This is a genomic window from Phycisphaerales bacterium AB-hyl4, from assembly GCA_041821185.1.
Classification (GTDB): Bacteria; Planctomycetota; Phycisphaerae; order Phycisphaerales; family Phycisphaeraceae; genus Natronomicrosphaera; species Natronomicrosphaera hydrolytica.
This window is the reverse complement of the sequence record JBGUBD010000017.1, coordinates 41737-55320: the sequence shown is the minus strand read 5'-3', so window position 1 is coordinate 55320 and position 13584 is coordinate 41737. Positions and strand designations below refer to the sequence as shown.

Annotated in this window: 10 protein-coding genes; 5 read left to right on the top strand and 5 right to left on the bottom strand. The window is 63.6% G+C overall.

Annotated elements, in window-relative coordinates:
- Positions 1-84: 84 nt before the first annotated feature.
- The 5 genes from ACERK3_18335 to argC form a co-directional block, all read right to left on the bottom strand.
- Entirely contained in the window at positions 85-924 is an 840-nt protein-coding gene (locus ACERK3_18335; protein MFA9480235.1) for a cyclopropane-fatty-acyl-phospholipid synthase family protein, read from the bottom strand.
- A gap of 89 nt (positions 925-1013) precedes the next feature.
- Positions 1014-1826, bottom strand: coding sequence for a class I SAM-dependent methyltransferase (locus ACERK3_18330; protein ID MFA9480234.1), 813 nt, complete (start codon positions 1824-1826; stop codon positions 1014-1016).
- A gap of 390 nt (positions 1827-2216) precedes the next feature.
- Positions 2217-2543, bottom strand: coding sequence for a hypothetical protein (locus ACERK3_18325; GenBank protein ID MFA9480233.1), 327 nt, complete (start codon positions 2541-2543; stop codon positions 2217-2219).
- Between the two features lie 191 nt (positions 2544-2734).
- The gene (locus ACERK3_18320; GenBank protein ID MFA9480232.1) at positions 2735-3772 is read right to left on the bottom strand and encodes a helix-turn-helix transcriptional regulator; all 1038 of its coding nucleotides are present in this window, start codon (positions 3770-3772) and stop codon (positions 2735-2737) included.
- A gap of 226 nt (positions 3773-3998) precedes the next feature.
- Positions 3999-5042, bottom strand: coding sequence for an N-acetyl-gamma-glutamyl-phosphate reductase (argC, locus tag ACERK3_18315; protein ID MFA9480231.1), 1044 nt, complete (start codon positions 5040-5042; stop codon positions 3999-4001).
- A 281-nt stretch (positions 5043-5323) separates the two neighbouring features.
- Between argC and ACERK3_18310 the strand changes: the two genes are divergently transcribed.
- The 5 genes from ACERK3_18310 (at position 5324) to ACERK3_18290 (ending at position 13521) form a co-directional block, all read left to right on the top strand.
- Complete coding sequence (locus ACERK3_18310) at positions 5324-6823, top strand: tetratricopeptide repeat protein (GenBank protein MFA9480230.1); 1500 nt, start codon at positions 5324-5326, stop codon at positions 6821-6823.
- Positions 6824-6879: 56 nt separating this feature from the next.
- Positions 6880-7695 (top strand): 3-deoxy-manno-octulosonate cytidylyltransferase, encoded by an 816-nt coding sequence (kdsB, locus tag ACERK3_18305; GenBank protein ID MFA9480229.1) that lies wholly within the window; start codon positions 6880-6882, stop codon positions 7693-7695.
- 444 nt (positions 7696-8139) lie between these two features.
- On the top strand, positions 8140-9435 hold the full coding sequence (locus tag ACERK3_18300) for a hypothetical protein (GenBank protein ID MFA9480228.1): 1296 nt from the start codon (positions 8140-8142) through the stop codon (positions 9433-9435).
- Between the two features lie 339 nt (positions 9436-9774).
- On the top strand, positions 9775-10923 hold the full coding sequence (locus ACERK3_18295; GenBank protein MFA9480227.1) for a response regulator: 1149 nt from the start codon (positions 9775-9777) through the stop codon (positions 10921-10923).
- 261 nt (positions 10924-11184) lie between these two features.
- Entirely contained in the window at positions 11185-13521 is a 2337-nt protein-coding gene (locus ACERK3_18290) for a DUF3488 and DUF4129 domain-containing transglutaminase family protein (protein MFA9480226.1), read from the top strand.
- The last annotated feature ends 63 nt before the right edge of the window (positions 13522-13584 follow it).

The following is a 13584-nucleotide window of genomic DNA, read 5'->3' as shown; positions in this document are numbered from 1 at the left end:
ATGAATGGTAGCCCATCGGCGCGAAAAAAGCCCACGGGCGGGGGCCCGTGGGCTTTCGATTTGGACGGTTATGGTTGCGGCAGATTACTTCTTGCGGAAGTGGAGGATGCCCCAGGCGAGGTGGCCCTGCTTGCCGCCTTCGATCCAGTGGTTGAGGCCCTTTTTCATCCGCTCGATGTAGTCGCTGCTGACCTGCTTGTCGCGCAGTTCCGCTTCGCGTGATTCGAGTTCGCGCAGCACTCGGCCGTAGTGGTTGCACAACTGGTGGCTGAGGTTTTCGAACTCAATTTCCTCGAAGCCGAGCTTTTTCAGTTGCTCGCGGTAGAAGCCCGGCGAGCCGAGCGTGTCCAGGTGGATGCGGGCGAGGATCGGGTCAAGCACGCCTTCGGGGCAGTCGTCGGCCTGCATCGGGTCGGTGAAGATGATCTCGCCGCCGGGCTTGAGCACGCGGGCGACCTCTTCGAGCACCTTCACGCGATCGCCGCTGTGCAGGAACGCGTCCTGCGACCAGGCGACGTCGAAGCTGTTGTCCTCGTAAGGCAGCGCGGTGAAGTCGCCGTCGACGACATCGATGAGCTTGTCGAGGCCTTGCTCGGCGTTCATCTGGCGGTCACGTTCGTTTTCGACCTCGGAGAGGTTGAGCGCGACGCAGTGGCAGCCGTGCGTTTTGGCGAGGTATCGCATTGATCCGCCGTAGCCGGCGCCGAGGTCGATGACCTTGCTTTGCTTGTCGATGTTCTGGATCTTGCCCGCCATGTGGCGGACGGTGCGTCGGCTGGCGTCGGCGATGGGCTCGGTGTCGGACTCGTAAAGCCCGATGTGGATGTCCTCGCCGCCCCAGACGATGTAGTAGAAGTTGTCAGCGTCTTCGCTGTTGTAGTACTCGCGTGCGGTCTGCACGGCGTCGGAGTATTGCGTATTCATATTCGTTCCTTGCTGCGAACCATTCAGTCAGACCTTGCGTCGCACCGTTACCTCACGTGATCGCGAGGGCTAAACCGTGCCAGGGGTGTTTAGTCTTCTTCCTGATAGGCCTTGCTTGCGACGTGGATGTAGAAGTCCGGGTCCTGATCTTTGTAGGTCTGCTGGAAGTCGCCGAAGGTATCGATCTGCTGGAAGCCGACGTCCTTCATAAGCTTTCGGGTGTAGTCCTTGCGGAGCGGGAACATGTTGAGGAAGTATTCCGACTCGTCGGGGAACTGGTAGCGGAAGCGGGCGAGGCCCTCGTCGACGTGGACCGGGGCGACGGAGACATTGTCGCCGCAGTAGTAGTACTGGTGCTTGGAGTCGTAGCCGTTGTCGAGGATGCCGTCGTAGTTTCGCTGGTCGAGCATGAGCACGCCGTCGTGCTTGAGCATGGCGTAAAACTCGGCCAGGGCCTTGCGTCGGTCGTGCTCGGCGAAGAGGTGGGTGAACGAGTTGCCGAGGCAGATGATCGCGTCGTACTCGCCGTGCACATCGCGGTTGAGCCAGCGCCAGTCGGCCTGGACCGTGCGAAGCACGTGGCCGCGGCGGCGGGCGTTCTCGAACGCCTTGTAGAGCATCTGCGGCGAGCCGTCAGCGCTAACCACCTCAAAGCCAGCTTCCAGCAGGCGAACCGAGTGGAAACCCGTGCCCGCTGCGACGTCGAGTACCTTCTTCACGCCCAGCTCGCGCAGCTTGTCGATGAAGAACGTGCCTTCGCTCTTCGCCCGGCTGTCCCAGTCGATCAGTTCGTCCCACTTATCAACAAATCCCTTGACGTACTCGTCGGTGTAGTGGTCGGTCTCGCGGACGTCCACGGGGTTTTCGCCGAAGGATTGCTGTTCGCGTGCTTTGGTCGTCATATTGTGCTTCCCTTTCGTAATGAAACGCGTATCAGAAAAAAACCTATGTGACCGCCGAGACCAGGCGCGGACCGCTCAGTCGTGAACATGGCACAACCGGGCGCTCTGACGCGTTTCGTCGACGGACACTGATTTTGGATTTACCCACGCCTGGCCCGCTGCCTTCACGCGGCATCGGCCACCTATTAGACGTAGGCATCAACTGCGACCCGATGGGCACCCGCCCGGCCGCAATCAGACTAGCCACCCGATCAGCAAGGCCCGCCTCCCTTCCGAGGCCGAGCGTCGCCCGTTCCGCCAGTCCAACTCAGTCAGTTACCCTACCGCGCATCGAAGCGTAAATCCAGCCCGAATCGCGTCTTGCTCTGTTAACGTTGTGCTAGCCAGCATCTACGCGGCCCCGGCCCCTGCCTCATCCGGGCCGCTGAGACACCGCGCGGAGGCCGCCCCGGGCACGTTCAGCGGGTAATACGCCGTCAGCCACACCCGTCCACGGCGCAAGCCGGCCGCAAACGCCGCCTGCCGATCTTCCGCCGTCGGCAGCGCCCGCGTCACGCCACGCCACCGCCGCTCGAACAGCCGACGCACGTTCGGCAGCGTCATCGGCCGACCGCGCAGCACCGACTGCCGCAATACGCGCACAATCTCTGCCATGCACTGTCTATACACTCGCCAGTGCGGGGCCAGGTCGGGCTCGATCTGCCTGTTCGCGTCCATGCGAAACGCTCCGTGATCCATTATTTGGTACGACAACGCGAGTTCCCATTTAGCCGCGGGCCTTGGCCCGCGCGTTCGGTCCTGCCATGCCGAAAAAGGCGGTGCGAGCACCGCCGCTAAATGTCGCAAGTGCAGAAGCCGCGTTGTCGTTCCAAGGCCTCCGGCAACCGTCCCCCATCCCTGCTGCCGCCCTACTCCTGCTGAACCGCTGCATACTTCGCCACCACCGCCTCGGCCAGCGAGCGCACACGGTCGGCCAACTCGACCGGCTGCTTCACCACGCAATGCGGCCCCATGCTCAACACCCACCACACAATCTCGTCCAGCCCGTCCACCTGACAACGAAAGGTGATCGACCCATCGTCATGCCAGTCAACCTGTTGCGTCGAATGCCAGCGCGTGTCGGCGACCGTCTCGGCAAACGCCGCATCAAAGTGCAGCTCGACATCACACCTCGGCTCGCCGCGGATCATCCGCCACGCCTGGCCGTGGTGGTCCGCCAGGCTGAAGTCGGCCGGTATCTCATAAGGCTTGCCCGTCCGCTCCACCGCGGTAAACCGATTGAGCTTGAGCTGCCGTACCGCGCCCCGCCCGCCATGATGCCCCACCGCGTACCACGCCCTTTGAGCGAACAGCAGCGCGTAAGGCCGAAACTCGAACACCTCATCACCCCCGCCACCTCCGGCCCCGCCACTGCCCCCGCCACCCGTGCCGCCATCGAGCGAGCTTTGAATCGACTCGTACGAACAGCGCAGCATCCGCCGGTCGGCGATCGCGCTGCGAACCTGCTCATACACGTCGGCAATGCCGTCATGCGGGCCCGCCGCGGCGAGGTCGATCGCCACTCGGCCGTCGAGCTGCTCCACCTCCTGCTGCACCGCTGTCGGCAGTTGGCTGCGCACCTTGGCGATGGCGCGCTCGGCGGCGCGGGTCATCGGCACCTGCTCTCGGCCGGCGACGTGCTCGCCCAATGCCAGCAACGCCAGCGACTCGTCGAGCGTCAGCTCCACGGGGGGCATGAAAAAGTCCCGCCGAACGCGGTAGCCCTTCTGCTCGCCATCGAAAAAATAGGGCACGCCCGCACCTTCGAGCGTTTTGAGGTCGCGGTAGATCGTCCGCACCGCGACGTCACATTCCGCCGCCAGCCGCTCGGCCGTCCACGTCCCGCCGGACTGGATCAGCATGAGAATCTTCAGCAGGCGATGGATGCGACTGTAGTCGGCTGACATGGGCAACTCCTCACACCTTACCCGTCGTAAAACCCGCCAATAAAAAAGGCAGCGGCCCCCGCACCGCTGCCACTGCCCCCCAAAAGAGCTCGGTTCCCCCGCTGGTACGCGAACGCAACCCAGCGACGGAACGTGAGCAACATAACAACAGACGGTGACATCTGTGTGGCACTCTGAAAAAAGAACGACCCAAACAAAGTCGGAAAATTGACCAAACCTGCCGACATCACATCAGACCGGCGGTCTCATCGAGCTCGAAAACAACGTTCATGTTCTGGATCGCCTGGCCGGCCGCGCCTTTGATGACGTTGTCCTCAGCGGCGAAGACCACCACCCGCCGCTGCTCCGCCGGGCCGGTCAGTCGAACGGTGACATCGACGAAGTTCGTGCCCACCACATGCTTGATGTTCGGCAGGTTTTCCCGCACGCGAACGAACGGCTCGTCCGCGTACGCGTCCTCAAACGCCTCGAACAGCTCCTCTTCCGTTACATCCTGCTGCGTGGGCGTGAGGTAGATGGTCTCCAGGATGCCCCGGTCGACCGGGAGCAGATGTGGCACGAACAGCAGCGACATCGCCTGCCCCGCCACTCGGCCGAGCGTTTGTTCGATCTCGCTCTGGTGTCGATGGCCGCCGATCTTGCCATACGCGCCGAACGCGTCGTTCTGCTCGGCGAACATGAGCGCAAGGCTCGGCTTCCGCCCGGCGCCGGTCACGCCCGAGGCGGCGTTGATCACGATGCCCTCCCGCTGCACGACCGACCGCGCCAGCAGGGGCGCGATGCCCAATGCCGCTGCGGTGGGGTAGCAGCCGGGGTTGGCGACAAGCATCGCGCCGGGCAGTTGGTCGCGGTACAGCTCGGTCAGGCCATAGACTGCGTCGGCGAGGTTGGCGAGGTCTTCGTGCGGGTGCTCGTAGACGCGTTCGTAGAGGTCGGCGTCGGCGAGGCGATAGTCGGCGGACAGGTCGATCACACGCAACCCCGCGTCGAGCAGGCGCGGCACGTAGCTCATCGCCGCCCGGTGGGGCAGCGCGAGAAAGACCACGTCGGCGACGTCGGCGATGGTGTCGGGGTCGATCGGCCGACAGACCGCCTGTTCGTCGGTCAGCCGACCGAGCAGCTGCGGGAACTCCTCGCGGATGTCGGGCAGCTCATCGCGATGGCTGGCGAGATAGGTCAGCTCGGCCTGGGGATGGCGCAGCAACAGGTCGATCAGGTGGAAGCCTGTATAGCCTGTCGGGCCGACGATAGCAGTGCGAACGCGGGTCATAAGGGGTATTGTTGCCACGATCGGCCGAATGATCAAAAGCGCGACGCGGTGGCGGGGGTTTGGGGTGTGGGGGTTGTTTTGGGTTTTCGGGTTTTTAAAGCCCAGGCATGGCCATGCCTGGGCTTTATCATGCCTGGGCTTTATTCCGAACAGACGCCGGGCTCATGGCCCCTGTACCGCCACTTCCGGCATGTCACAGTTGACAACCCCGGTGCTCCCCGTAGATTACACAGTACGGAACATCTGTCCGAAGACGCTTATTCAGGCGACCAATCGACGCGATGGCACTTAATTTTTTCAGTCAGGGCAAGTCGGACGACGCTGAAAGCGGGTTCAAACGCGACGAGCGCAAGGCTCGACGTTTCTTTGAACACGCCCAGACCGTTGCCGATGCGCGAAACTACGACTACGCGATCGAGTGCTACGTCAACGGCTTGAAGCACGATCCGGACAACATGTCCAAGCACGAAGCCCTCCGCGACGTCTCGCTGCGACGTAAAGTCTCCGGCGGCAAGCCCGCAGGCTTCACCGAGAAGTTCAAGAGCGGCGGCCCTTCACCGCTGGACAAGATGCTCCACAACGAGATGCTCTGGGCGAAAGATCCGCTGAACGTCAGCCTCATGCAGGAGGTGATGAAGTGGGCCGTCGAAGCCGACGAAGCCGAGCCCGACCTGCACCTGGCGGAGGTGGCGTACTGGGTGGGCGGCCTGGCGATGGACTTCAACGCCCAGGCGAAGAAGCCCAAGAAGGCGGTCTACATTCAGATTCGCGACCTGTTCTCACGCATCCAGGCGTTCGACAAGGCGGTGGAAGCCTGTCGGCACGCCATTCGGCTGGACCAGAACAACGACAAGCTGCTGAAGGATCTCAAAGAGCTCGAAGCCGAGAACACGATGCAGATGGGCGGCTACTCCGGCGAGCAGAAGACGGAAGAAGGCGGTTTCCGCCGCTTCGTCCGCGACGCCGAGAAGCAGCGCGACCTTGAAACCGAAGACTCCGCCCGCCCCGGCGCTGCGCTGGATGAGACGATCAAGCGTCGTAAAGCCGAGTTGGAAGAAGACCCGCAGGACGTCGACAAGATTACGAAGATCGTCGATCTGCTGCTTCGCAAGGACGAGGAAGCCGCGGAGAACGAAGCGATCCAGATGCTCCAGCAGCTCTGGGACCAGACCAGCCAGAGCCGGTACAAGATGCGCATCGGCGACATCCGAATGAAGCAGTTCAACCGTCGGCAGCGCAAGCTGCGTGCGGCGCTTGAACAAGACCCGGACGATCCGGATCTGAAGCAGAAGTACGAAGAGCTCCGCCGCAAACGGCTGACCTTCGAGTTGCAGGAATATCGCGAGCGCGTCAAGCAGTATCCCACGGACATGGCGTTGCGTTTCGAGCTCGGGCGTCGGCTGTACCAGTCGGGCGAGGTGGACGAGGCGATCGGCGCGTTCCAGCAATCCAAGGCCGACCCGAAGCATCGGGCGTTGTCGCACGAGTTCCTCGGCTCCTGCTACCTGCACAAAGGCTGGTTCGAGGAAGCGGTGGACACGCTGCGTCAGGGCATTGAGGCGCATCCGGCCGACAGCGACCGCGTCGCGATGGACATGCGCTACCTGCTGATGGACGCGTTGGAGAAGTCGGCCCGCAAGAACAACGACGCGGAGCAGGCCCGCGAGGCGCAGAAGCTCGCGTCGCAGATTCTCCAGGCCGACATCAACTTCCGCGACATCCGCGATCGCATGGAAGGCATCCGCAAGCTCGCCGACGAGTTGGGCGCGAAGACGGCCTGAGGCATTTCGAATTTCGGGATTTCGGATTTCGAATTTGGAATGCGAGGTAGGCTGCTGTGACCGACAAATCCGAAATCCGAAATCCGAAATCCGAAATTCCGCTCTCCGCCATCGCATTGATCCCCGCCCGTTACGCGTCCACTCGGCTGCCGGGTAAGCCGTTGCTCGATCGCACGGGCAAGCCGATGATTCAGCATGTGGTCGAACGCGTTCGCGAGGCGAAGCATGTGTCGCGCGTGGCGGTGGCGACGGATGATCAGCGGATCTACGACGCGGTGCTCGCGTTCGGCGGCGAGGCGGTCATGACCCGAGCCGACCACCCCAACGGCACGTCGCGCCTCGCCGAGGCGGCCGACGCGTTGCTCGGCCCCACGCCTGAGGGTGCCAGGCATACGCCCGACGCGCCGCTGATCGTCAACGTGCAAGGCGATGAGCCGGAGATCGAGGCGAGCGTGATCGACCAGCTCATCCAGGGCCTCGCCAACGACCCCGACGCGCCGATGGCGACCCTCGCCAGCCCGTTCGCGCCCGATGAAGACCCGGCCAACCCCAACATCGTCAAGGTTGTCGTCGCCGCGACCGGCCGGGCGCTCTACTTCTCCCGCGCCCTGATCCCCCACGATCGCGACAACACCCGCGAGCACGCCCCGCTGAAGCATCCCGGCCTGTACGTCTACCGCCGATGGTTCCTCGACCAGTACGTGCAACTGGCCCCCACGCCGTTGGAAGAAACCGAAAAGCTCGAACAGCTCCGCGCCCTCGAGCACGGCCACGCGATCGCCATCGTTCGCACACACGTTCACCACACCGGCATCGACACGCCCGAGCAGTACGACGCCTTCGTCGGACGAGTGCGGCAAAGCACGATGTAAACGGTTTCAAGTTATTCCCAGCGTCTGGCTTCACCCCCCTCTCCCTCGCAGGGAGAGGGCTGGGGTGAGGGTTTGCAGGAACCGAAGTCGAGGTTGAACAGCATGCTGCGTATGGGATGGTGCAGGGCTGGCCGACCCTCACCCTGCCCCTCTCCCTGCGAGGGAGAGGGAACCGGCATGAAATCCTCAATGCGTCATGTGCACCGGCCCTGACATCGGTAAACCGCTTTCATCTGCGCCGCCCGTGCGCGTTATGCGGACTGGGCAATACGGAATTAGTGGGGATTTTGCGTCATCGGCTGGCCCGCACGGCCGGCGAATCTTACACCTTCACCTGTTGTACCCCGTGGCAGATCGGCGGGCCCGACCAGGGTGACCCGTTCGACCTGCTGGACAAGGCATTGGGAGGCCAGTCCAAGTTCTTTTTTTTCAAGAGGTGTAGTTATGCGTAATCGTCCCAATCCCTTTCGTGCCGGCCTTGCTGCGGCCGTGATCGGCGCGACCGCCGTCGCGCCCGCCCTGGCGGACCACGACACCGGCGAACAGGTGATGTACGGCTTCGACCGCGAAAGCGGCAAGCTCGTCCGCCATGTACTCGGCTCAAGCGGCAGCCATGACGTCGGCCACGTGCTGAGCACAGACAACTCGCTGCTCACCGGCATCGACGGCGCTGCGTACGTGCCCGGCTTCCAGAACATCTTTGCTTTCTGGACCGATCCGCAAAGCCACGTGGGGCGATTTGTCTACGTAGATATTCACTCCGCCGAGGCGACCCTCGCCGAGGAACGCGTCGAAGGCGGCCGGGTCACCGGCGCGGTCGCGGTGAAGGAAGGCGGCAAGAACGTCCTCTACGCCGTGCAACTCGCGGAGACCACACCGCCCAAGCCGATCTCCGGCGAGATTCGGCTGAACCCGAACAATAGCGACCAGATGCAGTTCGACCTCGTCCAGATCGACGAGAACGGCAACTTTGTCCGTGCCTGGTCACGCGACGACCTGCTCAACGCCCGGCAAGGCGATGTCGACAACAACGGCACGCTGATCTCCGGCTACGCCGCCAACTTCCGCATCCGACCCATCGGCCAGGGCGGGCAACGCGACATCCAGCTCGGCGATGAAACCATCACCCTGCTGAACTCCAACACCTACACCTTCACCAGCGGCGATCACTCGCCCATGAAGATCCGCGTCTACAACAGCCGCTCCGGCCACAGTGGAAGCAATAACCTCAACATGGGCCACTGGTACCTCGCCATCGAAGGCGGCCAGGCCATCCAGGGCGAAGAAGCCGAGGTCGTCACCCCCCGCCGACTCGTCCGCGTCATGCACCAGGACACCGTCGAGATCAACCAGGTCACCGGCGAAGCGTTTGACATGCCCGCCGGCACGGCCGTCGAGCTGTTCCCCCTCAGCCGAGACTATGACGGCCTCGCGTCGACCGACGGCCAGCAGTTCTACGCCACCAGCGAGAACCGCCTCTACCGCATCGACCGTGCCAACGAAACCGAAACGCTCGTCGCCTCGCTGACCCTCGCCAACATTTACGGCCTGGAGTTCATCGGCAACGACCTGGTCGGCTTCGAAATCAACAACAACCGCTTCGGCACGTTCAACTTTGGCAGCAACCAGTTCGACGCGCTCAAGAGCGTGGCCGGCATGAACAAGTTCGGCGCGATCGTCTTCTGCGACTACGACAAAGACCCCAACGCGACGCGGGCTCAGTTTGTCAGCTACGACTGATCGTTCGACGGATAGACGGTTCTCCCCAACCGCCTTGGCACTCCCCAGCAAGGCGTCATCGAGCAGGCGCCCCCTCCGGCGCCTGCTCGTTTTTTTGTTCCGCAGTTATCGGGATGCGAGCTTGGGTCGGATGGCTTGACGGTTTAGCGCCCTGAATCTGGTGTGCGATCGGCGCTCATCGGGTTTGGATGCGTATTTGATGCAAGTCTGGGTAATTTCTTTGCCCGCGCACCTGAATCGACCGGCGCAATCGGCCGATACTGCCACTGCAAGCCCTGCGTGTGAAACGCGACGTTGAGTTGTTCGGCGTGTCAGGGCCAACGACGACAGGAGGAGCCCGTGCCGCGATATTCGTCCCGCCAGCCGTCGACCCCCGCGATCACGCCCCACTACGACCGGGCGGAACAGCGCTCGCATAAGCCGTTCCGCGTGCTGGTCGTCGACCGGGGCATGGATCTGGCAAAGCAGCTCGAACGATGCATGGACACGCAGCAGCCGATCAAGGTTGAGCATGCGTGCAACCTCGGTGAAGCACGGGAGCGGTTGGCGCGTCGGCCGATCGATCTGGTCGTGGCTGACACCACATTGCCCGACGGCTCGGGTTTTGATCTGGCGCGTACGCTGCGTCAGCGACGTCGGCGCACGCAGATGCTGATGGTCACGGACACGCCCACGGTTGAGGCAGCGGTGCAGGCGATGCGCCTCGGCGCTGTCGACTTTCTCACGCGGCCGTTGGAGACGAAGCAGCTCACCCAACGCGTCCGCGAGGTGATTGCCCGTCAGGACCACGACCATCATCAGACCCAGCGCATCCGCCGGCTCCGCCGAGCCTGCCACAAGCTCAACGAGGCGCGTGAGGAAATCAGCCAGCAGGTTGACATTCTGTGCAGCGATCTGGTGTCGGCGTACCAGGAGTTGGCCGACCAGATGCAGCAAAACGTCAGCTCGACCGAGTACCAGGCGATGGTCCGCCAGGAACTGGACCTCGAACAATTGCTGCTCAAGACGCTGGAGTACCTGATCGACCGCGCCGGCCCGACGAACGCGGCGCTGTTCCTGCCTTCGACGGCGGACGAGTTCAGCCTCGGCGGATACGTCAACTTTGACTGCTCCAGCGATGCGGCGGATCTGTTGCTGCAACACCTCGGCGACGTGTTCGCACCGCGTGTGGCTGAGCATGCCAAGGTGCTGCGTCTGAATAGTGACAAGGTTCTGCAAGAGCACATGGGCGACGACGCCGCGTATCTTGCTGAGTGCGACGTGCTCGCGTTCGCCTGCCAGCATGAGAACGAAGCGCTGGCGGTGATCACGCTCTTCCGCGACCGCGACGACCCGTTCGACGACCAGCTTGTGGACATTTGCGCCAGCATCGCGCCGATCATGGCTGAGGCGCTGTCACGGCTGATCCGCATTCATCATCGGTCGAATCTCTTCGACGACGAATATGGTGATGAGCGCAGCGACGAGTTCGGCGGCGAGCTGGCGTAAGGCAGGTGCGAGCTTGCGCAACAATGCGGGTTCGATCTCGCGTCCCCATTTAGCCGCGGGCCTTGGCCCGTGTTGGGGTTGCTGCCGAAGCGCGCGGCGCAAGCACCGCGGCTAAATGTTGCAAGTGTGCAGCCACGTTTGTCGTGCTTGATCGTCTGTGGTTTGCTGCGTGGCAGTCAGGCGCAAATCGCAGCCGGCTTCCTGCCGGGCGATCGCCCGGGCTTCGCCTGGCGCGGGCGAGCGGGTATGCTGACGGGGTCAATGTCGCTGATTTACCAATTTCGTCGGCTGGCGTTTGCCCAGGTGTTGCTGGGCATTGTGGCGTTTTGCCTCGCGGCGCAGAATCCGGGCATGCTGCTGGTCGCCGGCAGCATCGGCGCGTTGGCGTGGTACGTGACGGAGGGGCCCAACGGCCGACCGCTGCCGCGTTGGGTGACGAATATCGGGGCGCTGGCGGCGGTGGCGTGGATGCTGGTGGAGCTGTTCGCCGGCGAAGGCGGGCAGCAGCCGGTGGACATGGTCGTGGCGATGGGCCACTTCACCATGTGGCTGCAGATCCTGCTGCTTTACAGTGAAAAGACCAATCGCGAGTACGCACAGGTGCTCGTGCTCAGTGTGCTGCAAATGATCGCGGCGAGCGTGCTGAGCGTGTCGATGGTGTATGGCGTGATCCTCGCGGCTTACTGCGTGCTGGCGTTGGTGACGGTGCTGCTGTTTCACTTCAAGAGCACGAGCGACAAGGTGCTGGAGCACAACCGCGCCGCGGCGACCGAGCCGAGCAAGGCGATCCGCCCCAAGCCGGTGGTGGGCCGGGGGCATCGGTGGCATTTCCGGTTCATGACGGTGGCGGTGGGGCTGATGTGCACGGCGGTGGCGGTGGCGGTGTTCGTCATTTCGCCTCGGGCCGACGACACGCACAACCCGATCACCGCCCGCGACGCCAGCGGCCGAACGGAAGCGGGCTTTTCCCAGCAGGTGAGCACACGCAGCAGCCCCGGCAGCCGAGGCGGCCGAGAGCCGGTGCTCAACGTGCGTTTTTACATGCACGAGATGAACATCGGCGGCGAAAACCGCCCGCCCTGGCTGTTGCGCGGCGCGGCGTTGGATCAGTACAACCAGGTGACGCAGGCCTGGTCGCGTAGCCGAAGCACCAACGCACACGACTTTCGCCTGAGTCTGCCCAGCGAGGGTGTCACGCTCGTGGACCTGCCGGAGAACACGCCGACCATTGAGGCCCACGTCACGCTTCGGCAGCTTGGGCACAACGTGCTGTTTACGCATCATCTGCCGTCGTTCGTGCAAAGCAGCAGCCTCGCGGCGGTGGGGTTCAATGCGGTCGACCAACAGTTGACCAGCGAAGACGCGTCGGGGGCGCTGGTGTATACGGTCGCCTGGCCGGTGGCTCCGCAGGAGAATGTGGTCGAGCGATACCGGGAGCAGGTGGGCAGACATGCGAGCGACAGCGAGATGCTGCGGCAGGCCCGCGACTCGCAGCTGTTCGAATCGTTCGACCGTGATTACGCCCGCGGCTGGCCGGTGCAGCGCGGCCGAGTCACGGAGTACACGCAGGCATTGCTGGCTGAGCATGGCCTGTCGCGCGATCCGGAGGCGTTGCATACCGACGACGACGCGGCGATCGCCCGCGTGCTGACCGACTACTTCCGCGAGGGGTTTACCTACAAGCTGACCAACCCCGACGTGCCCGATCATCAGGACCCGGTGATTCAGTTTCTGTTCGACCATCGCTCGGGGCATTGCGAGCTGTTCGCCTCGGGGCTCGCTGCGATGGCGCGGTCGATCGGCATGCAGGCTCGCGTCGTCACGGGCTACGTCGCCAGCGAGTACAACCCGGTGGGCGGTTACTACGTGGTTCGTCAGCGTAACGCTCACGCGTGGGTGGAGATCAACACCGGGCCGGGTCAGACGTGGCGGACGTTCGACCCTACCCCGCCGGCCGACCTCGCCGAGGAGCACCGTCCGCGGGCGGGCTGGCGGATGGTGCTCCGGCAGCTTTACGATCATGCGGAGTTTGCGTGGATCCGGTCGGTGGTGGCGTTCGACCAGCGCAGTCGGCAGGCCGTGATGGACGGCATCCAGCATACGATCCAAGGCGGCGACGAGGCGGAAGGCGTCAACTGGCTGAAGGAAGTCGGCGAGTTTTTCCGCGACCTGCCCGACTACTGGCGGCTGGACCGCATCAGTTGGACCATCGCTGGGCTGATCGTCGTGGCGATCGGGATTTGCCTGGCCTACCTCGCGCGCCTGCTCGTGCTGCGTCGGCAGCGGCTGGTGGCGTTGCAGTTGACCGCGCTACCCCGTGCCAAACGGCGCGGCCTGGCCCGTCGGCTGCGGTTCTACCTGACCATGCTCGACATGCTCGAACGCCACGGCTACCACCGGCCGAGTTGGCAAAGCCCGTTCAGCTTCGCTCAGGAATTGGCCGAGGCCAACCCGATGCGGTTCGACCCGGTGGTGGCGCTGACGGAGATTTTCTACGAAATCCGCTTCGGCCACCGCGAACTCGACGGCGACCGCAAACGCCGAATCAGCGCCCACCTCAAACAACTCGAACACGCCCTGGTCCGCACGCGCGGGTGAACCCCGGAAGCCCACGGCGTCACGCCGTGGGCTTCAGCCTTTTACGACAGGTTTCACCCTCCT